Source organism: Paenibacillus chondroitinus NBRC 15376 (assembly GCF_004000765.1).
Classification (GTDB): Bacteria; Bacillota; Bacilli; order Paenibacillales; family NBRC-103111; genus Paenibacillus_E; species Paenibacillus_E chondroitinus.
In genome coordinates this window covers 126560-149230 of the sequence record NZ_BILW01000015.1, presented here as the reverse complement: position 1 = coordinate 149230, position 22671 = coordinate 126560, and the positions used below count along the sequence as shown (strand labels likewise).

Below are 22671 nucleotides of genomic sequence, written 5' to 3'. Positions count from 1 at the left end.
GTTCTCCTCCCGACATGCAGATAACCCTCTAACAAATGTTAGATTACCTTACACATAAATGATTAATTTACCTATGGTTTATTTTACAAACAAGTTAACATTATGTAAAGATAAAATTCGTCAAAAAACGTGCAGCTATAGAACTTTTATCCTAGTAATTTACTACTATTCCAGCTGCGGATCGGGGATATTTCCCATACAGTCAATAGGCGTTATTGTGAATCCGCTTTCAGCCAATGGCAGAGGAGCTAACATCTGGAAGGAGATTGAATCCTATCTGGGGCAGAACCAAATTCCCTATGTGGCTAAAATCACGCAAAAAGATGGCGAAGCCAAAGAGCTCGCCAACTTTTATCCAGAACATTCGCTTACTAAATCTATTGGAACCGTTCACGATCACCGTTATTTGTTAAAGGGAAAGTTTCAAACGCTCACGCTGTACAATCAAATACACGACAAAACCGGCAAGGATGCACGCAATCCCTGTAATGGACAGGTCCGGTGAAAGCCCATCCTTGGAAATTTGCGTATAGAGACCGACTCCGGCAAGCATCATCGCATTTTCCAGGAAATTTTGAACCGCTATCGTTTTCCCTGAGCCTATCATTCCCTGACCTCGATCTTGCAGCACGGCATTCATAGGTACAATAAACACTCCGCCGCTGAAGCCTACAAGTAGAAGGAGCCCTATTGTTAGATACAAATTGCTGATTAGCGGGAACAGCAAGATGCAGATGATCATGAGAATGCCGAATATAAACGAATTATAATAACGCCTTGCCGGGACCAGCTTCGGTGTCATCAGCGCCCCAATCATAATCCCTACGCCGGTTACAGCGACAAGCATAGAAATTTGATCTACGGACTGGATACCGAGGTGAGCAGGTACCCATGCTATAATCGCCAATCGGACGACCGAGGACGTCATCCAGAACGAGCCCGTGCCGACAAGGGAGAAACGGGTAGCGCGGTCTTTTAACAAGAAGCTCATGTCGGAAACGAACGTTCTCGCTGCCTTGCCATAGCGGATCGTCCTATCACCTTGCATCTTCGGCATTTGCAGCGTCAGTTGCAAAGATAACAAATACAGGGCTAGGCAGGCGATCATCGAACCTGATAGCGACATTTTCGCCAAAATGCCACCGCAAACAGATCCCAGCAAAATGGCCATGATCGTATACCCTTCCATGCGCGCATTAGCCCTAAGCAGCTCATGATCGGAATGGGTAAGCGCAGGCAAAATACCGTATTTGGCCGGTGAATACACCGCGGCGCCGATGCCGACGATCCCATAACTGACAGCCGGATCCACATGAAGGAACATCGCGATAATACCGAAACTTTTGATGGCATTTCCAACAAGAAGTACGCGGGATTTGGAGTGCTTATCAGCTATCGCACCGACAAAAGGCGCCAAAACGACGAAGGCAACTAGAAAAGAAGCTTGAACAACACCGATGTAATAGTCCGGAAAAGCATTCTGCTTAATAATCGCCAACGTAATGAAGAGAATCATATTATCGGCAAAAGCGGAAAGAAACTGGGTCAAATTGAGTGTCTGAAGCGGTTTCATTTTCATATCATTTTCTCTCCCTCAGGATGCATGATGCTCCTCTAGCGCAATTCGCTTAATGGTTACATAGTCTACTTTCCCACTGCCCAGAAGCGGCAATTTCTCTACATATCGCAGCTCCGAAGGCATATAAATCCCCGGATGCCCTTTCTGTTTCATCCATTCTTTAAGAGACTGCAGGTGCATGTCCGGGCTATTGTGGTACACCACAATCCGTTCTCCCTTTCGAGCATCCGGAACTGCGACGGCTGCGCACACGGCTTGATGCGGCAAGCTTGGCATCACGAGTTCTTCGACCATTGGCAGCGACACTTTTTCCCCGCCAATCTTGGCAAAGGACTGCATCCTCCCTTGAATCGACAGGTAGCCTTCATCATCGATTTGCACAATATCGCCGCAGCTGTACCATTCCGGGCAAGGGACAAAGCCCTGTCCATGAATCAAATATCCTTTCATCACATTAGGACCTTTGACAAGCAAATTACCGCCAAGCTTGATGCCATCCACTTTCTCGATTCGAACCTGAATACCTGGCAGCACACGGCCTACGGTTCCTTTTTTAACATGCATAGGCGTATTAAGCGAAATGACAGGCGCTGTCTCCGTCGTGCCGTAACCTTCCATAATTCGAATGCCGAATTTATCGATCCAGGTTTGACGGACTTCCTCTTTCAGCTTCTCGGCGCCAGCCACGACATATTTTAACGCATAGGCAAAATCATAAGCATGTGCCGTTCTCGCGTAAGCCGATAGAAACGTTGACGTACCGAACAAAATGGTAATATTGCGATCGTACACAATCTCTGGAATGACTTTATAATGCAGTGGATTGGGGTACATGACCACTTTCATGCCCGAAAGTACCGGCAGCATCGTCCCTGCTGTTAAGCCGAAAGAATGAAACATGGGCATCGCTCCGAGAAGGATATCCGCCGCATTGAAAGCAATCACAGCTTTGGCCTGCTGAAGATTAGCAAAAATATTGCGGTGCGTCAGCACAACCCCCTTCGGTTTGCTTTCACTCCCGGATGTGAAGAGAACGACCTCATTCTCCCCATCTCCGACAGGACCTTGCACTTTCATCAAGAGATTACGAATTCCTACCCATTTATGTTGAAAAGTGATACTCTCTCTAACATCTTCAAGATAGATAACCGAGTAAACTTCACTGGCACTGTTGATAAAATCGGATAACCCCGCCTTCTCGATAAAAGCCCGAGACGTAATAATCGTCTTTGCCGAAACGGTTTCACAAGCATCCAGCATGGCGTGCTTTCCTGCCGTATAATTCAGAATCGCCGGTGTAATGCCTAATCGGAATAAGGAAAATAAAGTCACGACATGCGCCGTCGCATTCGGCAATAGGACAGCAGTTCGCTTCTGGTTACCAAGCAGCTCACTCAATCGCTCAGCCATCGTATAGGTGCTTAACAGCAGCTTGCGATAGCTTATCGACGTGTCCGACAGGATGTCTTCACAGATGATTTTGGAAAAGCCATGCTGTTTGGCTGCTATGAACATTTCATTAAATAAATTAAGTTCCGGTTTCATCCGGCTGTCCACCAAATGACTCTGCATTCGGCTGCCGATGAACTCTGTTGCCCGTTCCTTCTGAACTCTTCTCGTCAGTTTTTCATTCACAGGCACTTGAAAAGACTCTCCAATTGTGATGGTTACAGCCGGGAACCAAATCTGCTTCATTTTGCCACGAAGATACGATAATTTGGAATGCTCCAGTCCGTTAATCGCAATCGGCACCATCTGTGCCTGGGATCTTGATGCAATATAACCAATGCCGCCGTACACTTTCATCATGCTGCCTGTGGTCGATATCCGCCCCTCCGGAAAAATGACAAGCGGCGTACCGCTTTGCACCGTTTTGAGCATTTTCCGTACCGAGTAAGGGTTGAGTGGGTCTACTGGAATATGCGTACGGAAATGGAGCGGCCAAGCAAAACGTTTGGCCATTCGTGTATTCACAACAAAGGCCACTTCCTCGGGCAGAATCAACGCTAGCAGAACAGCATCCAACAATGAGACATGGTTAGGTATGAGCACTGTTTTATCTGTAAAATCAAGCCGCTGCATCCCCTTCACTTTTACGCGAAAACTAGCTATTATAACAGGGCGCAAGATTGGAAGCAGAAGCTTTAACAGTACAATAAACAACCATTTGATCATGGTGACTCCTCCTAAGCGTTCACATGGCAAATCTGAGAAAACCTTGGTACAACGTATTAAGCATCCATTGATTTATTGGGCTTCTCTTAATACCAGGTCATAATCCCATTGTATGCATTAGCTGCGATTCTGATAGTACTAACTTTACCTAGTACTACTCGCCAATCACCTGATGGATCGTACTGCAGCGACCTTTTTTACCCTCCTCCCGCACTATTAAAAAAGGACCACAGCATCCATATGCAGCGGTCCTTTTTGCACCTTATTTAATTCGAAACTTCACTCGTTAATGCTAGTGTATTCCCCTCGGTGTCCCGGAAGAACGCCATCCAAATATTCAAATGTTCCATTTTTGCAACGACATGAGGTTCACTAATAAAGGTAACCCCTCGCTCGATGAAGGCTTCATACACCATCCTCATGTCTTCCACTTTATAATAGATGACCGATCCTGGATGATTGAATTCAGGTTTCTCAGGAAGGCTAAGCATCAGACGAATGCCATTGCAATCAAAAAAAGCCATTTGCCCAGCTTGAAACATAAATTTCATACCCAAGGTGTCGCGATAAAAAGTAATAGCTCTTTCAATATCAACAACATTGACAGAAATTTGTTCTATTTGAGTTAAGATGTTTGCGTTCATACGATTCCCCTTCCAAACCAAGATACCCATATTCTACCATACTCGTAAAAAGTGTGATAGAACATCCATCTTCAAGTCCGTGCGCCTACCGCTTATTCGCCTTTTAATAAAGCATTAAGCTTCCTTGGAAAATCCGTAATAATGCCCGTAACACCAGCATCGATCATCTTTTGAAAATCCCTTTCAACGTTCACTGTCCATGGATACGTGGCTAATCCTGCTTCTGCCACCGATACTCCATCTTCTTTTTCATAATGATGATGTTGAGGGTGCAGAGAGTGCACCTCAACCCCGAGTTGCTGGGCATAAGCCGCATGGTCAATCAGGTTGGCGGCATACAGCAGCCCAACTTTCACTTCAGGCTCGGCCAACTTGATGCGCTTAATCACTTTGTGGTCGAAGGAGGAAATAACAACGTCTTCCATCCTGCCGCTTTCACGCAAAAAGGCGAGAAGCGCTTTCTCCATTCGTCCTTCATACGCATGCTTCACTTCCACATTGATGAGGAAACCTCGTGGCACAAGCTCAAAAACCTCACGCAGTAACGGAACTCTTTCTCCGATGAAATCTTCGGAAAACCATGAACCGGCATCCAGTCCTTTGATTTCATCCCAGTTTTTCTCGCAGATTAAGCCTGAACCATTCGTCGTGCGATCCAATGTACCATCATGACAAACGACAATTTCGCCGTCTTTCGTCAGGTGAACATCCAATTCAATGCCTTCAGCCCCTTGCTCGAAAGCTAAAGCAAAAGATCTTAACGTATTCTCCGGTGCATCCCCGGCTGCTCCTCTATGACCAATTACAAGTGGTTGTTGTTTGCTCATTATACGTAACACGCTCCTAACATCATTAACTGCTTATCCTCAAATTATAGTAGAGCAGCTCCGCTTTTGCCCAGTAAATCTTCGTAAATATTATGTAAACTTAGGGACGAAATTAACAAATCATTTAAACCTATTTAACATTGGTCAAATAACAGAACGTTAACCTAATAGAGATCGAACTAGCCTAATAATCTTTATGGAGGTCAATGCATGAGTACGCTGGACCAGGATTTAACCTTAACAAATGTTCCAAAAAAAATAACAACACGTGCTGAACTCCCCCGTCGTTCTATGTTCTTCTCGAAGTGGGCAGAGACGCTGCTTGGTTATATTTTCTTATTTCCTTCATTGCTGCTATTCGGTGTGTTTCTGTTCTACCCTTTGATTCAAACCTTTTATCTCAGCATGCATGAGACCGATCCCAGAGGCAGGGTGGCTTCCTTCGTCGGCTTCGACAACTTTACGGCTATCTTCACGTCGGAGAAGTTTTATAAAAGCTTGGAGGTCACTGGGTTATTCACCATTCTGACGGTACCGACCAGCATCGCCCTTGCGCTTCTGCTCGCAGCTCTCACCCACAATCAGCTAAAAGGGATGCGATTTTTTCAATTTATTTTCTCGCTGCCTGTCGTTCTGTCTGTGGGAACATCCTCTGTCATCTGGATGATGCTTTTTCATCCTAGCGTCGGCATGCTTAACTACCTGCTGCAGCTTGTAGGTTTAGAGCCTGTGGCTTGGCTAACGGATCCTCGATGGGCACTGCTTTCCGTCTCCTTCATGACCGTATGGATGAATCTTGGCTTCAATTACATTGTTCTGTTCAGCGGACTTCAAGGCATCCCGGATGAAATCTACGACAGCGCAAAAATTGACGGAGCCGGGCCGGTTCGGACGTTTGTACAAATCATTTTACCCCTGCTTTCACCGACGGTGTTCTTCGTCACGATTGTATCGATTATCGGCGCTTTCCAATCCTTTGGTCAAATTCACATTCTGACCAAAGGCGGTCCGATCAACTCGACCGATGTGCTCGTTTATAACTTGTATCAAGATGCTTTCATTAACTTCCGGTTCGGAACAGGAAGCGCGCAGGCCCTAGTACTGTTCACCATCATCCTGATTTTCACCTTTGTGCAATTCAAAGTGTTCGAAAGGAATGTACATTATCAATGAATCGTCCCTTACAAAAAGCAGCTATTTATATCCTGTTGGCGATTGCAGCCGCACTTGTGCTGTATCCAATCTTTTACACATTTTCTGCCACGTTCATGACGCCAGATGAAGCTTCAGCTTACCCGCCTCACTTCTTGCCAAGCAGTTTCTACGTGGGCAGTATTGTGGCCGTCTTTCAACTCGTTCCGATCGCCAAATTTATTACAAACAGCTTTATTGTTTCGCTTGTCATCATGATTGGGCAGCTGTTGACCTCCTCAATGGCCGCTTATGCCTTTGCCAATATCCGGTTTAAAGGAAAAGCTTTCATCTTCTCTTTGTTCATGGCGACAATGATGATTCCTTGGGAAGTCACGATCATACCGAATTATTTGACGGTCAAAAAATGGGATTGGCTCGATAGTCTGCAGGGCCTGACGGTCCCTTTCCTGGCAACAGCTTTCGGCACCTTCCTGCTGCGCCAATTTTTCCTGCAGCTGCCCAAAGAATTGTTCGAAGCAGCGCGTATCGACGGATGTGGTCACATCCGCATCTTTTTCCGGATCGTGCTGCCTCTGGGAAGACCTGCGCTTGCTACACTAGCTGTCTATGCTTTCCTGAACGCATGGAACATGTACCTATGGCCGCTGCTCATTACGAACAGTGAAGAAATGAGAACTGCACAAATCGGCATCGCGATGCTGCAATTTGAAGAATTAACCGTGTGGAACCTCGTTTTGGCAGGTGTCACCATCGTCCTCTTGCCATCGCTTATTTTGCTCATCCTTGGTTTAAAGCAGCTCGTACGCGGACTTACCGCGGGGGCTGTGAAAGGTTAATCTTGTTGGCCAATCTACTCGGCTAGTATGCTGAGTCAGGTTTCCATAATAAAAAAATAAAGTTAAAAAAGGGAGAGAAACAAATCAATGAAATCCGTAAACATAAGAACTTCCGTTATGGCCATGACAGCACTCACGATGGTGCTGACTAGCGCATGCGGCAAAGCCGAAGTAACGCCAGCCAGCAGTGCTGCACCTGCAAGTTCAACTGCTGCTTCAGCAGCTCCAACCAAAGCAGCAGAGCCGGTCAAAGTTATCTGGTGGCACTCCATGAGCGGTGAACTTGGCAAAGCTGTTGACAAACTGGTTGCAGACTTCAATGCTTCCCAGAAAAACGTGCAAGTTGAAGCTGTTTTCCAAGGTACTTACGATGAAAGCTTGAACAAAATGAAAGCTTCCATGGATACAAAAAGCGGCCCGTCCCTCATTCAAGTTTACGAGATCGGTTCGCGTTTCATGATCGATTCCAAGGCGATTACACCGGTTCAAAAATTCGTTGATGCCGATAAATTCGACCTTTCCCAACTTGAAGAAAACATTTTGAATTATTACAAAGTTGACGATAAATTGAATTCCATGCCTTTTAACACATCCAACCCAATCCTTTACTACAACAAAGATATGTTCAAAGCCGCTGGTCTAGATCCGGAGAAGCCGCCAACAACGTATGAAGAAGTAGCAAAAGCCGCGCAAGCGTTGAGCAAAGACGGTAAAGCCGGCGGATCCTTCGCGATTTACGGTTGGTTCATGGAGCAGTTTTTCGCTGGGCAAGGCGCTGAATTCTTGAACAACGGAAACGGCCGTACAGCCGCAGCTACGGAAACTCTTCTTAACAATGAAGCAGGCGTTAAAACATTGACTTGGTGGAAGGACATGGTTGATAACAAATCCCTTATGAACCTTGGCCGTAAAACCGATGATACGAAAAAAGCTTTCCTGGCTGGACAAATTGCAATGACACTTGATTCTACAGCTTCTTTACGTGGTATTGTTGCTGGTGCAGAAGGCAAATTCCAAGTTGGAACAAGCGTTATGCCTAAACCAGCTGATGCCAAAGACGGCGGTGTTGTTGTTGGGGGCGCAAGTCTCTATATCTTGAACAACAAATCCGAAGCTGAGCAAAAAGGCGCATGGGAATTCATCAAGTTTTTGACGAATCCGCAAACGCAAGCTTGGTGGAACGTGAACACAGGATACTTCCCAATTACGAAAAAAGCTTATGATGAGCAAATTCTAAAAGACAATTTAGCGAAATTCCCGCAATTCCAAACAGCAATCGACCAACTGCACAATACGAAACCGAACAAAGCAACGCAAGGCGCTGTCATGGGTGTATTCCCGGAAGCTCGTCAACTCGTTGAAACAGCTATTGAAGAAGCACTAACTGGCAAAAAATCACCAAAAGATGCCTTGGATGCAGCTTCAAAAACCATCGCTGAGAAGCTAGCCGCTTATAACAAAACAGTAAAATAAGCATTGACCTTTTCAAATAAGAAGCATATACTTTTATTCAACTTCTATATTCGATCGTGCCTATGATGAGAATCCAACTCGGAGGCGTTATCGCCAAGCATGCTTGTTGGATGTAAAGTCATGCTAAGTTAACCGGCACCGCCCGTTACCGCGGAACCAAGTGGAGAAACATGCACGTCATGTTTCTTAAATTGGGTGGCACCGCGAGCAAACGCTCCTCGTCCCAATCGGATGAGGAGCGTTTTTTGTTGTCCAAAATACGGTTACGGGAGGCAATCACATGAACCAAACAAAACGCAGGTACAATTTCAATCCAGGTCCGGCCGCACTGCCTTTAGGCGTTCTGGAAGAAGCTCAGGAGCAATTTGTCGACTATGAGGGGAAAGGAGTTTCTCTACTGGAAATGTCGCATAGAAGCCGAACAGTCGAGGAGTTGAATCACGAAACGCAGCTCCTCCTGCTTTCCCTGCTGGATTTGCCCAAAGGATATGAAGTGCTCTTCATGGGCGGTGGGGCAAGCACGCAATTCGCTCTTCTTCCGATGAATTTCTTAAGCCGCCAGCTAACAGCTAACTACGCCTTAACAGGCAGCTTTGCGGAAAAAGCCTATAAGGAAGCGGCGTATCTTGGCCGCACCCATGTCGCAGCAAGCTCCAAAGATCAGGGTTATCGCGGCATTCCTGCCTGGGACGCACAGGATCTCAGCCCAGATGCTGCCTATGTGCATATCACGATGAACAATACTATCGAAGGATCGCGTTATGCGGAGATACCCGAAGTCGGCGATATCCCTCTCGTTGGCGATATGACCAGCGAAATCCTGAGCCGCAAGCTGGATCTCACGAAATTCTCCATGATCTATGCCGGCGCACAAAAAAATCTTGGACCCGCGGGTGTTACCGTGGTCGTGATCCGCGAAAGCTGGCTGGAGCAAGCTTCAGGCGAGATTCCGGAAATCATGCGCTACAGCACATTTGCCAAAAACAAATCGCTGTTCAACACCCCTCCCGTCCACGCCATTTATATGACGAATTTGGTACTCAAATGGACGCAAAAGCAAGGCGGCGTGGAACAATTAGAACGCCACAATCTTGCAAAAGCCGGCCTCCTTTATGAGGTCATCGATGCAAGCGGCGGCTTTTATCAAGGCATCATTGATGCGAAAGACCGTTCCCCCATGAATATCACTTGGCGTATGGCTAATAGTGAGCTTGAACGCCGTTTCATCGCAGAATCCGAGACCCATGGCTTTGAGGGCTTGGCCGGACACCGCAGTGTTGGCGGTTTGCGCGCCTCCGCCTACAACGCGGTTCCTCTTGAAGCCTGCCAAGCTTTAGCTGAATTCATGCTTGATTTCGCCCGGAGAAACGGATAAACAAAAATAAAAGAGTCCCGTAGAGCGGCTTGCGCCATGCTCTCGGGACTTTTTATCTAAAGGTATTGGAAACCGTTCTGATGATGCTTATTTACCAAGTTGGTGAATCGGGTGACCAAGCGCACCTTCAGCTGCATCCATGATCATTTCTGTCAATGTTGGATGTGCGTGGATCGTAAGGGCGATATCTTCCAGGTTAGCCCCCATCTCAACTGCAAGAGCGAGCTCTCCAATCAAGTTTGATGCTTCCGGACCAACAATTTGACCACCAAGCAATTGGCCTGTTTCTTTGTCGCCGACAAGTTTCACGAAACCTTGACCTGCGTTCAAAGAGTTAGCGCGGCCGTTAGCTGCGTAAGGGAATTTCCCGATCGTTACGTTGATGCCCTGAGCTTTTGCTTCCGTTTCGCTCAAGCCTACACCGGCAATTTCCGGATCGGAGAACACAACAGCTGGCATCGCTTTGTAGTCTACGATGCTGGAATGCCCTGCAATCGCTTCTGCGGCCACTTTTGCTTCATAAGAAGCTTTGTGAGCCAGGGATAGACCAGGCACAACATCACCAATCGCAAAGATATGCGGAATGCTGGTTCTACCTTGGTTATCAACTTCAATCAAACCACGGTCCGTCATTTTCAAGTTGATCAGATCAAGACCAAGCTCGCCGTCTGTGTTCGGACGACGACCGACAGTTACAAGCACGTAATCAGCGGTAACTTGTTTCTCTTCGCCTTTCACTGTGAACGTTACGGTTACATCGTTCTCTGTTTTCGTGCAGGATTGCGCCAGCGCTTCTGTATGAACTTCAACGCCAACTTTCTCCAGGTTGCGTGCTACAAGTTTCGTCAGATCTTTCTCGAAGCCTGGCAGCACGTGATCTGAACCTTCCAGCACCGTTACTTTCGTACCGAACTTCGCATACGTTTGGCCAAGCTCGATTCCGATGTAGCCGCCGCCGATCACGATCATGCTTTTCGGAACTTCAGGCAAGTTCAAAGCTTCTGTGGAAGAAATAATTCTTCCGCCGAAAGGGAATGCTTTCAGCTCAATCGGACGGGAACCCGTCGCGATAATACAGTGCTTGAAGCGATAACGCGGAGCTTCTGCATCATTGAACACACGTGCTTCGTGCTCGTTGATGAACATCACTTCGCCTTGGAACGTTTGGATTTTGTTGCCTTTGAGCAGCGCGCCAACGCCGCCCGTTTGTTTAGCAACAATACTGTTTTTCCAAGCTTGTACCTTTGCAAAGTCCACTTTCACGTTCTCTACAGAGATACCCATGCTGTCCGCGTGCTGCGCATGCTCATATGTGTGAGCAGCGGAGATCAACGCTTTGGAAGGGATACAGCCGCGGTTCAAGCAGACGCCGCCCCATTCCGATTTATCTACAATAAGAACGCTTTGACCAAGTTGAGCCGCGCGAATGGCAGCTACGTAACCACCTGGTCCTGCACCGATAACTAGCAAGTCAATATCTAGAGAAGCATCTCCTACTACCATGTTGTTACACCTCCAAGACGAGAAGCTCTGGATCAGCCAGGAGCTGTTTGATGTAGTTCAAGAAGCTTTGTGCTGTCGCTCCGTCAACGATACGATGATCGAAGCTCAAGGAAAGAGCCATCACCGATGCTGCAACGATTTGACCGTTTTTCACGACAGGTTTTTCAGTAATGCGGCCAGCACCCAGGATCGCAACTTCAGGGAAGTTGATTACTGGTGTGAAGAACATACCGCCTACGGAACCAATGTTTGTGATGGAGATTGTGCCGCCCTTCATCTCGTTCGGAGTCAACTTGCCATCGCGTCCGCGAGTAGCCAAGTCTTTGATGGAAGAAGCAATCGACCATACGTTTTTGCGGTCTGCATCATGGATAACAGGAACGAGCAAGCCGTTTTCTGTATCTGTTGCGATACCGATGTTGTAGTACTTTTTGTAGACGATTTCTTGCTTTTCTTCGTCGATCATCGCGTTCAACGCCGGGAATTGACGGCAAGCCGCTACCAATGCTTTCACGATGAAAGGAAGGTAAGTCAACTTCACGCCTTTTTTCTCAGCAAGAGGCTTCGTACGCTCACGCAGAGCGACTAACGCGCTCACGTCGATTTCGTCCATCAGTGTCACGTGCGGTGCCGTGTACACGGATTTCACCATCGCGTTCGCGATCACTTTCCGGATTCCTTTGAACGGAACCCGCTCTTCCACGCGATCGCCCACAGCAACCTGCGTGCTAGCCGCAGGTGCTGCGCTGCCAGCTGCTTCCGCTGCAGCTGGTGCTGCTGCCGGAGCCGCGGCGTTGCCGGCTCCTGTAAAGCCGAGCACGTCCTCGCGTGTTACGCGGCCGTGCTTGCCTGTAGGCGTCACCTCTGCGAGTGTGATGCCTTTTTCTCTTGCAAGCTTGCGTACGCTAGGCGTCGCAAGCACTTCGCGGCCGCCAGCGCTTGGCGCTGCTGGCGCCGGTGGAGCAGCAGCTACTGCCGGTGCTGCTGCAGGAGCCTCTGCTACGGCTACCGCTGTAGCAGCAGGTGCCGCTGCGGCTGCGGACGCAGCGTTGTTGGAGCTGCTGTGATGCATGGACTCAGCCGGCATCTCACCTGTTACTTCGATTGTCATCACGAGCTCGCCAATCGTACAGATTTGGCCGTCTTTGACAGCGACGCTAACGACTTTACCTTCTACCGGACAAGGAACTTCAACAACAGCTTTGTCGTTTTGTACTTCCATAAGAATGGTTTCGTCAGTTACGGTGTCACCCGCTTTAACGAGCATCTTAACGATTTCGCCTTCATGTATGCCTTCTCCAAGCTCCGGGAACTTGTATTCAAACAATGCCACGTGTACTACCTCCTGTTACCTTCGACTATGAATTAGAATTCGAGTACTTGTTTAATACCGGCAATAACACTTGCTGGGCTAGGCAGCCAAGCATCTTCGATTTGTGCGAACGGATAAACGGTATCCGGAGGCGCAATACGCAGAACTGGAGCTTCCAAGTGCAGGATTGCTTTTTCATTAATTTGAGCAATAACCTCTGCGGCTACTCCAGAAGTTTTTTGTGCTTCTTGCACGATAATTGCACGGTTCGTTTTCTTGATCGAAGCGACAATCGTCTCGATATCAAGCGGAAGCAGCGTACGAAGGTCGATGACTTCAACTTTCACACCTTGTGTTTTCTCGATCTCTTCAGCCGCTTTAACGGATGTATGAACCATTGCTCCGTAAGTAATGATCGTTACGTCAGAACCTTCACGAACTACGTTCGCTTTACCAAGTTCAATCGTGTACTCGCCTTCTGGTACTTCTGCGCGGAATGCGCGGTATAAGTTCAGATGCTCCATGAAGAAGACAGGGTCATTATCGCGAATCGCGGAAATGAGCAAGCCCTTCGCATCGTAAGGGTTGGAAGGAACAACAACTTTAATCCCCGGAGTTTGCACCAATAGGCCTTCCAGTGCATCCGTGTGAAGCTCAGCTGCTTTAACGCCGCCGCCGTAAGGCGTACGGAATACGATTGGCGAGTTGTAACGGCCGCCGGAACGGTAACGCATACGAGCTGCTTGTACGCAAATTTGGTCAAGCGCTTCGTAAATAAAACCTACGAATTGAATCTCAGCGATTGGACGGAAGCCTTGAACGCCAAGACCTACCGCAAGTCCGCCGATAGCAGACTCAGCAAGAGGAGTATCGAATACGCGCTCTTCGCCGAATTCTTTTTGTAAACCTTCTGTAGCACGGAATACGCCACCAACATGGCCAACGTCTTCGCCGAACAAAATTACATTTGGATCTCTTTCCAGTTCAACGCGCATTGCGTCTTTAATCGCTTGAATCATCGTCATTTGTGCCATGACTTCTCCGTGCCTCCTAAGAGTTTTTGCCAGATTTTATTTATACGCTTGTTTCTGTTCTTCGAGATGGGAAGGTGTAACTTCGAACATGGAATCGATTAAGCCCGGAACTGTCATTTTCTCAGTTTCCTCAGCTTTTTTAATGTGCTCAGCAACAGTTGCTTTCGCTTCTTCTTTCACTTTAGCCTCTTCTTCTTCGCTCCACAGACCTTTTTTGGTCAGGAAAATACGCATGCGCGTAAGCGGATCTTTCGGCTCCCAATCGGATTCCTCGTCTTTGGTACGGTATTTCGTCGTATCATCGGCCAAGGAGTGCGGACGGTAACGGTATGTCAATGCTTCAATCAATGTAGCGCCTTCGCCTTTGCGGCCTCTTTCAGCAGCTTCAGACACAGCTTGAACAACAGCCAGAACGTCCATACCATCTACTTGCACGCCTTTGATACCTGCAGCAAGTGCTTTATGAGCAACAGAAAGCGCTCCTGTTTGTTTGGAGTAAGGCGTTGTGATCGCATAACCATTGTTTTGTACAAAATAAATGGCAGGCAGCTTGAATGCTCCTGCAAAGTTCAAACCTTCGTAGAAATCTCCTTCAGAGCTTCCTCCGTCCCCTGTGTACGTGATCGCTACACGAGGTTGGTTACGTTTTTTGAACGCCATCGCTACACCAGTTGCGTGCAGAATTTGTGCACCAATGATGATTTGCGGCATAAGAACGTGAACATCCTGCGGAATTTGACCGCCATGTTGGTGTCCGCGGGAGTATAGGAATGCTTGATAAAGCGGAAGTCCGTGCCACACGAGCTGCGGCATATCGCGGTAACCCGGGCAAATAAAGTCATCTTTATTTAATGCAAATTCACTACCGATCATGGAAGCTTCTTGTCCGGATACCGGCGCATAGAAACCAAGACGTCCTTGACGACCGAGATTTACGGCTCTTTCGTCCCAAACACGTGTGAATACCATTCTTCTCATTAACTCTCTTAATTGGTCATCGCTAAGTTTAGGCATTTTGTCGGGATTTACAACTGTGCCGTCTGGAGCCAGTACTTGTAAAGGCTCAACCTTTTCTGTGGTCACTTCGTAATTTGCTTGGCTGACAAGTGGCTTACTCATACCATTTCACCTCTTATATGATTTTGATGCCTGCTAGCTACACTTCTGTTATAGTATTATTATAAACCTGTTTTTGTGAATTGTACACCGCTATCCTTATGATATATGACCTTTTTTCGTGGAAGCGAATAGTACAGTTTAGGAAAATATATAATACAGTTAACATGAAATTTACAACTGCTATAATACACCTTACCCAAACCATTTCCAACTTACGCTTCACATACCATTTTTCCCCACAAGGATATAAAGGAGAATACTCGATGTCTGATGACGCTCGCTACTACCAAAGAACGATTATGAAAGATGAACTCACCTCGGTCCTGCTTCAAGAAACACGCCAACTTCGCGTTTATTTGCCTCCCGGTTACAATGAACTGCTCTCCTATCCGGTTATCTATTGTCAAGATGGCGAGCAATTCTTCAATTTCGGACGTATTGCCACAACCATTACCCGCTGCATATTAGATGAAGACCTGGAGCCAGCTATTGTGGTAGGTGTGGATGTGAACGCGGCTAACCGCACATCCGAATACGCGCCGGAAGGTGAGCGTCATGACGCTTACTGCCGCTTTTTCGCCGAGGAGCTGCTCCCTTATATAGAAAGCCGCTATCCGGTACGAACGGAGCGCAGTGAACGCATTGTCGCAGGTGATTCTCTCGGAGGGACCGTTTCCTTGCATCTCGCCTTAGATTATCCTAGCCTTTTTTGCCGCGTTATATCCTTGTCTGGCGCATTTTTCGACATTACCCGCGAACGCCTTAAAGCGGTCGACGATTTATCCTGGCTTGAAATGTACATGTTGATCGGCTTGGATGAAACGGATGTCAAAACGGAGCGAGGAACCTTTGATTTCGTCAGAGAGAACCGTTTGGCCAAGGAAGATCTCGAAAGGAAAAATACCGTGCTTCATTATATCGAGAAACCTGGCAAACATTTGTGGGGGTTCTGGCAAGGGGAATTGAGCGCGGCGCTGCATTATTTTCTGGGGTAAAACTTCGCTACCCCGCTCTCCATTAGCCTCACATAAAAAAACGGTCCCGCTTCCGTCAAATGACGAAGTCAGACCGTTTTTTTATTGCTTGATCGCGTATCGAGCTTTCATCAGCTCCACCATGTCGCCGATTTGCCCGTCCGTCGGATACCCTGGGATTATTTCAGGCGTCTTCACCTGCAGCCCTCTCGCCACCATCACTTCAACCAAGTTCGCAGTAAACTGCTCAGCTGTTAAAGGAATATTCAAGCATTCCGCCAAACTCGCCATACTTCCCGGCGCCACGGCAGGGTACTCGCTTGGGTCTGCGGACTGCGCCGCGCGCTCGTAGAAGCCTCTAGCCAGCGCAGCTTTCGCCTCGCCTTCGCCTTCGACGATAATAAACGCTTGGACCGACAAAGCCAGTTGCTGCCTGCGCTGTGCGATCCCGCAGAACTTACGCCCGCCTACACTGAGGTCGAACTCTCCCGGGCAAAAGGACCCCATCACCTCACCTTGATCAATATGATCGGTAAGTTTGCTCATCACCTCACGGATCAGGCCCACCATGGCTTCAAAATCTTTGCGATGCTCCATATCCCCTGCTTCTTTCGGCATCAGCAAGGAGACATTCACAACGCTCAGATCCAGCGGAACCGCCGCGCCTCCTGAATTTCTAACAGCCGTATCATACCCTCGGTCAAGTAACCATTGGTTAGCAAGCGCCGCTTCCGGGAGCCGGCTATCCCTCAGCCCCATGACAAAAGCTCGCGGGTGCCGCCAAATGTGGAGGATCGGAGGCGCCATTTTCCCAATCGATCGGCATAGAAGTTCTTCCAGCGCAAAAGCATATAGAACTGATCTTGGGGCCGTTTCCTGTGTTCGGTCAAGGATGACCATAGAAGAAGAAAGGGGTATATTCGTCATTTACATAATCTCCTGAGCCTGCTATTTATGTTCATCCTCCGAATTGTAAGCGAATCTAGCGTTAGCCGCAATGTAAAAATCGCTGCTTTTCGCCAAAAAACATCAAAATTTAGGATACATTTCGAAGGAATTCCAAGTTTTGTGTCGAATAAAAATCTGTGTCGAATAAAAGTGGAACATCAAATTTTTGTTAAGTAGGCGAGATCTTTGAACATTTTTGACGATTTACTCCTGAATATCCTTGTTTTAACCGTCCCCATTGTTTTAACTCACATCTTTTGGCTCGAAAAACCCGGCTCTCTAGACAGTTACGATAAATATCGTCAGGTATTTCTTATATTTATCTGCACACTAGCCGCCATTTTTTGCGTGACCCATCCTTTTTTTAAACCCATAGGCAATCATTTCGATCTCCATATTATTCCCGTACTCATCGCTTTCTTATATGGCGGCATACGCTCGGGACTAGCGGTTTCCGGATTCATACTCGCCTATGTGTACATCATGAACGGCCCGAATTTCGTGTGGATCGTCACCTTATTAGCTCTTCTCATCCCCTTCATCGTGGCTTTCATTGCATTGAGCAATTGGAAGCACCTAACCCCCAAAGTGATGTTTCCCACCCTGCTTGCTTTCATCAGCGCTCTAGCAACTTTCTGCATCACCCTGCTGTATAGAGTCGGTTCTTTTGACACCATAGATCGTACTTTTTTGCTGTATGGAATATTGTATTGTCTCGTTCACTTATTTACAATGTGGCTCATTACGTACTTAATTGCCAGAATCCGCGAAAATATCACATTGCGCCAAGAAATCCAGCGCTCCGAGAAGCTCAATGTCCTCAGTGAATTGGCGGCTTCTGTCGCCCATGAAATTCGTAACCCTATGACGGTAGCCAGGGGATTCATGCAAATCCTCAGTCAATCGCAGGTCACTGAAGAGAAGAAACATATATACACTGCCATGGTCATCGAAGAAATTGACCGCGCCCAAAGCATTATTACCGACTATTTGTCCTTTGCCAAACCCGAAGCTGAGAAGCTTGAACCGCTTAACTTATCTGACCTGTCATTCAAACTAAGCAATCTGATACTTCCATATGCCGCAATGCGCGGGGTTGATGTTCAAATCGACATGAAATCACCGTTAGTCATCCAAGCAAATGAAGAAAAAATCATGCAATGCCTGCTCAACCTGTCCAAAAACGGTATTGAGGCTATGACAAACGGAGGCGCACTGCAAATCATAGGCATCAAACGAGGCCCCCATATTATTCTTCAAATTAAAGATACAGGCATCGGTATGACAGCCGAACAGATTAACCGCCTTGGAACCCCTTTTTATTCCACCAAAAATAAAAGCACTGGACTCAGCATGATGGTCTCCTATCGCATCATACGCACCTTAGGAGGACTCATTGAAGTTACGAGTGAGCCCAATCAAGGAACCTGTTTTACGATATCACTGCCGGCTGTTTGATTGGCTTGCCAGAATATCCATAATCCCTTTGAACAAAGGTATGGCCTTGTTGCTTTCCGTTGGATCCGTATTTTTGATAACAACAGATACTGCATACTTGGGAGAAGCCACTGGGCCATATCCGATAAACCATTGATTCACCTTTTCCTGCTTGCCGACCATGGTTTGAGCCGTACCGGATTTCCCTGCGAGCTGCCACTTTGCATCCTTCAACCCTTGGCCGGTTCCTTCGGTCACGACTTCTCTCATCCAGCTCAAAAGCGTACGGCTTGTCGCGGCGGAGACGTATCCCTCTTCATCCTTTCGCGTTTGCGGTTCAAATTTCTCCATCACGCGATCGGTCTGGTAGCGGATTTCTTGGACCACTCTCGGCGAGTAGCCTTTTCCATTATGCAGTAAAGTAACAACCATATTAGACGCCTGCAAAGGGGTCATCATCACGTCTCTTTGCCCGATGGCTGTCTGCATAAGAATACCTTCATCATCGTGCGGCGTATGAGCGCCAAAGAGCTGTCCAGTCTCTTCGCTATCCAATTGATGGAGAAGGATCTTCGTGTCCGTCTTCCCTGTCCATCCCACTTCATCCAGCACGCCAAGCTTATGCGCGAAGCTTTCCAGTTGGCCAGCCGTTAAGCGCTGCATGACTTTGGCAAACACGATGTTGCAGGACTGTGCGAACCCTTGCTCCAAAGTTAAGGGGCCATGTCCCTCTTTCCTCCAGCAGGTAAAACCGTACTTGCCAAGAGCTCCTTCACAAGTGAATGTCTCTTTGGGATTAACCACACCTAAATCCAGCGCAGCGGCAGCCACAACGGTTTTGAATATAGAGCCGGGAGCCGTTGCTTTAAGCGCATAGTTGCTCCAGCTTTTACTTGCAAGATCCACGGATGTGGGATCATAGTTGGGTCTGCTCGCCATGGCGACGATATCGCCTTGTGCGACTTCCTGAACAACGGCAGCACCGTCCCGGATTTTCAATTTATCCATTAGCGCCTCAATTTGCTGCTGAACGTTTACATCAAGAGTCGTAACTAACTTAACGGGATAAAAAGCATTATTCGGCGCAATCATACGCGCATCCAGTCCGGTTAACGGCCTTTTGCCGGCATCCATAAAATAAGAGATCGATGTCTCCCCGATGCCGCGAAGCCAGAGATCGAAGGTCTTCTCAAGGCCCGCTCCGCCAATCTTCGTCGTTAGCGCGACCTTGCCTTTTTCCAGATCCGCGCCGTATAAGTTCATTACGCGATCCGGATTTTGCCCAATGAATCCGATTAGCTGCCGCGCAGTCATCCCGGTTGGGTAGCGATCTTCCATCTGCACCACCTTCACATTCGGCAAGTTCAGCGCATCAATCTGTTCTTCCTGCCCATCCGTTAACGCGACAGGTTTGCCCCCACTGGCTTGACTCCACACTTGCGGCTCTTTCAGATCCTTGGTGAATACACGCCAAGACTCCGCATTCGTCCGCAAAATCCCGACAAGCTGGCTTACCTGCTGCGGGCTTGCTTGAAGATCGTTATTGATGGGAAACACAACGAGGGATTTCACAATCTTTCCTGTCATCGGCTGCAAATTCCGATCCAATATTTCGCCTCGGCCGCTCTCCAGCACTAGCGCACGCTGTCTTTGAACGACTGAGTTTTTAAGCAGATTAACTCCGTGTGAACTGTAATTTTCCGTTGCTGCAATTTGTATCCAGAACAGCTTACCCATTATGCCAATAAACAGGAGTACGATGGTAAGAAGAACAAGAAAAATACGGCGTTTTTCATGTGAAGATAACTGTTTGACCCTCATACATCTAACTCCTAACGATGTCATTCATCCTAATCTTAGATGTTATCAGTATCGTCACTCCTGCACGTAGACAAACCGTCGATGCACCTTCTTAAAAATAAAAAAAAGCCCACCCTCTTAAACAGAGAGTGGACTTCGAATTGTATACAACTAGACTTCGAATTTGGATAGGGTGTCGGTAAGTGATTTGGAAAGCAGATCCAGCTTGTCCGACAGCTTCACTAAGCCATCGCTGATGCTAAGCTGCTCGGAGCTCAAGGAAGCAACTTCCTCTGAAGTAGCAAGAGATTCCTCTGCTACCGCACTTACATTCGTCATAGCGTCCGAAAGAACGACTTGCGATTGTTCCAAAGTTGAGATCGAATCGCTGACCGTGCTGAGCTGCTCAATGAAGCCGCCCATGTGGTTCGTTACTTGTTTGAAAATAATATCGGCTTCTTTCACCGCCAGAATCTGTTCTTTGAAGATCGGCGTAGCTGTGGAAAGCACCTTCACCGTTTCATCGATTTCTTTCTGGATCGTTTCGGTGATTTGACCTACGACATCAATCGATTGACGGGATTGGTCTGCCAGCTTCCGAATCTCATCCGCAACAACCATGAAGCCTTTGCCCGCAGCTCCGGCACGCGCAGCTTCAATTGTCGCATTCAAGGACAAGATATTCGTTTGCTTCGTCATATTATTCAGAACATCCAGGATTTTACGAATTGAACGTGTGCTGTCTTTCAAGTTGTCGACTTTATCGACCATGGAACGGATCATTTCTTCCGTCAAGTTCGTCTTCGAAATGAGCTCGGACATATATTTCGTTCCTTGCTCACTGGAGCTCTGCACGTCCGCTGCAGCTGTTCCCATCTCCAGGTTGGCTTCGATAACCTGTTTCATCTGGATACCGATATGATGCGTCAGCTCATTGCCTCTTTCGGATTCTGTCGCCAAACCTCCGGCACCGTTGGAGATTTCATCTGTAGCTACAGCAATTTCTCTAGCCGCAGTAGCCGTCACCTTGGAAGAGTTCGTTAACTCTTGCGCCGTTTCAAAAACCGCTTGCGCAGAGGTGCTGGTTTGTTGAACCAACGTTGTAATCTGCTGCATCATAACGTCAAAGCTTGCGCCCAACTGCCCAATCTCATCTTGCGTTGTATAGTTGGCACGTACGGTTAACTTGCCTTTAGCGCCTTGCTGCATCAAGTTGCGAAGATTAATCAGCGGTCGTCCAATCATTCTGGCAACGAATAATCCGATTAACACTGCCGCAATAGCCGCAAATAAAGCAATTAAGAGCGTGTAGTTAAAAATCTTCTTAGCATCCTTCACAAGCGAGCTAACTGGAATATCCCCTACCAGATTCCAGCCGGATAAAGATGATTTGTAATAGGCTACCAAATGATCATCTTTCGTTATAAAAGAGCCATTTTCTTGATCCCTTTGTTCTTTCGTTAACTGAATGGCCGCGTCTTTTTCTAGCTCAGTAAGATCTGCAGAGGCAATATACTTATTCTCAGCATTCGTAATAACAACCTTACTGTCATCACCGAGAGACATGCCCGTAATTTCTTTATTCAAGAGATCCGTGCTAAGCTCAAGCATTAACACAGCAGTCGTGCTATTCGTGAGTGTATTTCTCATCAGACGGCCAATGGCAAATGTATTCGTGGAAGAGCTGGAATAACCTTTAACTTTACTATCCAACCACGCTACTTTTCCCCCATTGTCCACAATTTTCTTAAACCAATCGGTCGATCCAGAATTTTCGCTTAGCGTACTTCCGCCAGAGCCCGTAATAACAATCAGCTTGCCGTCTGGCCGATAAAGATGAAGCGTTTTAATCGACTTGTTAGCGAAGGTCACCACATTTAATTTATCCGTTAATTGGCGAACAACTTCCAGTGATTCATACGAAGTAGGATCTAACGTAGGAACTTTCTCCAGAAGGTCCTGCAGCTCTTTGTTCAGCATAATTTGTAAAGATGTGTCTTCGAACGTCTGATAAAGGAAATCCAGCTTCTGGCCTGCTTGTGTGACAGTTTGCAAGGAGGATTCTGCCACTTTGTTCTTAATGACACTTTTGGAAACGCTGTAAGAAATCATACCCACGATGAGAACGAAGAACAAAATGCTGATAAAAAACATTAAAAACAGCTTCATGCCTACGGACTTCACCGGATTTTCCAGCTTAACCTGCCTCATTTCTTTGAAAGCGACTGTGCCCATTTCCTTAGATGTCTTTCCTGCCGCTCCCGCCACGCGACCCCATGGCACATTTCGGAATGTTTGCACGAAAGCTTTGTTTACAAATGCGAGAATACTTTGGAGTCTCTTCTTCATCTTTTCACCGCCATTAGTTTCTGTTCATTGTCCCCGTACTTTCGTCCTAAATTGAAAAGGGTTACAATTCATGTTTTTTATTCAATTCGACAACATTTAACAATTTCCTTTAATATTCGTTCTAAACGAAA

Annotated in this window: 18 protein-coding genes; 7 read left to right on the top strand and 11 right to left on the bottom strand. The window is 47.2% G+C overall.

Annotated features, from left to right (window positions below):
* Positions 1–58 precede the first annotated feature (58 nt).
* Positions 59–505: a diacylglycerol kinase family protein gene (locus tag PCH02S_RS36985; RefSeq protein ID WP_127455376.1), complete on the top strand. Its 447-nt coding sequence runs from the start codon at positions 59–61 to the stop codon at positions 503–505.
* Here PCH02S_RS36985 and lplT read toward each other — a convergent pair.
* From lplT to PCH02S_RS18295, 4 genes are all read right to left on the bottom strand, one after another.
* Positions 410–1579, bottom strand: coding sequence for a lysophospholipid transporter LplT (gene lplT / locus PCH02S_RS18310; RefSeq protein WP_127455375.1), 1170 nt, complete (start codon positions 1577–1579; stop codon positions 410–412). The genes PCH02S_RS36985 and lplT overlap by 96 nt on opposite strands.
* 15 nt (positions 1580–1594) lie before the next feature.
* On the bottom strand, positions 1595–3754 hold the full coding sequence (locus PCH02S_RS18305; RefSeq protein ID WP_127455374.1) for an AMP-binding protein: 2160 nt from the start codon (positions 3752–3754) through the stop codon (positions 1595–1597).
* A gap of 266 nt (positions 3755–4020) precedes the next feature.
* Positions 4021–4398 (bottom strand): VOC family protein, encoded by a 378-nt coding sequence (locus PCH02S_RS18300; RefSeq protein WP_127455373.1) that lies wholly within the window; start codon positions 4396–4398, stop codon positions 4021–4023.
* A 92-nt stretch (positions 4399–4490) separates the two neighbouring features.
* The gene (locus tag PCH02S_RS18295; protein WP_127455372.1) at positions 4491–5225 is read right to left on the bottom strand and encodes a glycerophosphodiester phosphodiesterase; all 735 of its coding nucleotides are present in this window, start codon (positions 5223–5225) and stop codon (positions 4491–4493) included.
* Positions 5226–5516: 291 nt separating this feature from the next.
* On the opposite strand from PCH02S_RS18295, the gene PCH02S_RS18290 reads away from it, so the two are divergent.
* The 4 genes from PCH02S_RS18290 (at position 5517) to serC (ending at position 10064) form a co-directional block, all read left to right on the top strand.
* Positions 5517–6398 (top strand): carbohydrate ABC transporter permease, encoded by an 882-nt coding sequence (locus PCH02S_RS18290; RefSeq protein ID WP_407670100.1) that lies wholly within the window; start codon positions 5517–5519, stop codon positions 6396–6398.
* A complete protein-coding gene (locus PCH02S_RS18285; protein WP_127455370.1) occupies positions 6395–7216 on the top strand; it encodes a carbohydrate ABC transporter permease in 822 nt (273 codons plus the stop codon). Before PCH02S_RS18290 ends, PCH02S_RS18285 begins: the two co-directional genes overlap by 4 nt.
* 87 nt (positions 7217–7303) lie before the next feature.
* Entirely contained in the window at positions 7304–8689 is a 1386-nt protein-coding gene (locus PCH02S_RS18280) for an ABC transporter substrate-binding protein (RefSeq protein WP_127455369.1), read from the top strand.
* A 280-nt stretch (positions 8690–8969) separates the two neighbouring features.
* The gene (gene serC / locus PCH02S_RS18275; RefSeq protein ID WP_127455368.1) at positions 8970–10064 is read left to right on the top strand and encodes a 3-phosphoserine/phosphohydroxythreonine transaminase; all 1095 of its coding nucleotides are present in this window, start codon (positions 8970–8972) and stop codon (positions 10062–10064) included.
* Between the two features lie 87 nt (positions 10065–10151).
* Here serC and lpdA read toward each other — a convergent pair whose 3' ends face one another.
* From lpdA to pdhA, 4 genes are read right to left on the bottom strand one after another with little or no spacing between them, the layout of a single operon-like run.
* Positions 10152–11567: a dihydrolipoyl dehydrogenase gene (gene lpdA / locus PCH02S_RS18270; protein WP_127455367.1), complete on the bottom strand. Its 1416-nt coding sequence runs from the start codon at positions 11565–11567 to the stop codon at positions 10152–10154.
* A 4-nt stretch (positions 11568–11571) separates the two neighbouring features.
* Positions 11572–12900 (bottom strand): dihydrolipoamide acetyltransferase family protein, encoded by a 1329-nt coding sequence (locus tag PCH02S_RS18265; RefSeq protein WP_127455366.1) that lies wholly within the window; start codon positions 12898–12900, stop codon positions 11572–11574.
* A 32-nt stretch (positions 12901–12932) separates the two neighbouring features.
* Positions 12933–13913: an alpha-ketoacid dehydrogenase subunit beta gene (locus PCH02S_RS18260; protein ID WP_127455365.1), complete on the bottom strand. Its 981-nt coding sequence runs from the start codon at positions 13911–13913 to the stop codon at positions 12933–12935.
* A gap of 36 nt (positions 13914–13949) precedes the next feature.
* Positions 13950–15032 (bottom strand): pyruvate dehydrogenase (acetyl-transferring) E1 component subunit alpha, encoded by a 1083-nt coding sequence (pdhA, locus tag PCH02S_RS18255; protein WP_127455364.1) that lies wholly within the window; start codon positions 15030–15032, stop codon positions 13950–13952.
* Between the two features lie 263 nt (positions 15033–15295).
* Here pdhA and PCH02S_RS18250 point away from each other — a divergent pair, with 263 nt between their 5' ends.
* A complete protein-coding gene (locus PCH02S_RS18250; RefSeq protein WP_127455363.1) occupies positions 15296–16027 on the top strand; it encodes an alpha/beta hydrolase in 732 nt (243 codons plus the stop codon).
* Positions 16028–16108: 81 nt separating this feature from the next.
* Here PCH02S_RS18250 and PCH02S_RS18245 read toward each other — a convergent pair whose 3' ends face one another.
* Positions 16109–16933, bottom strand: coding sequence for a lipoate--protein ligase family protein (locus tag PCH02S_RS18245; protein ID WP_127455362.1), 825 nt, complete (start codon positions 16931–16933; stop codon positions 16109–16111).
* A 207-nt stretch (positions 16934–17140) separates the two neighbouring features.
* Here PCH02S_RS18245 and PCH02S_RS18240 point away from each other — a divergent pair, with 207 nt between their 5' ends.
* Positions 17141–18412, top strand: a complete 1272-nt coding sequence (locus PCH02S_RS18240) for an ATP-binding protein (protein ID WP_127455361.1) — start codon at positions 17141–17143, stop codon at positions 18410–18412.
* Here PCH02S_RS18240 and PCH02S_RS18235 read toward each other — a convergent pair.
* Together PCH02S_RS18235 and PCH02S_RS18230 are read right to left on the bottom strand one after the other, a co-directional pair.
* The gene (locus PCH02S_RS18235) at positions 18395–20212 is read right to left on the bottom strand and encodes a peptidoglycan D,D-transpeptidase FtsI family protein (RefSeq protein ID WP_127455360.1); all 1818 of its coding nucleotides are present in this window, start codon (positions 20210–20212) and stop codon (positions 18395–18397) included. The genes PCH02S_RS18240 and PCH02S_RS18235 overlap by 18 nt on opposite strands.
* Positions 20213–20362: 150 nt before the next feature.
* The gene (locus PCH02S_RS18230; protein WP_246069140.1) at positions 20363–22540 is read right to left on the bottom strand and encodes a methyl-accepting chemotaxis protein; all 2178 of its coding nucleotides are present in this window, start codon (positions 22538–22540) and stop codon (positions 20363–20365) included.
* Positions 22541–22671 lie beyond the last annotated feature (131 nt).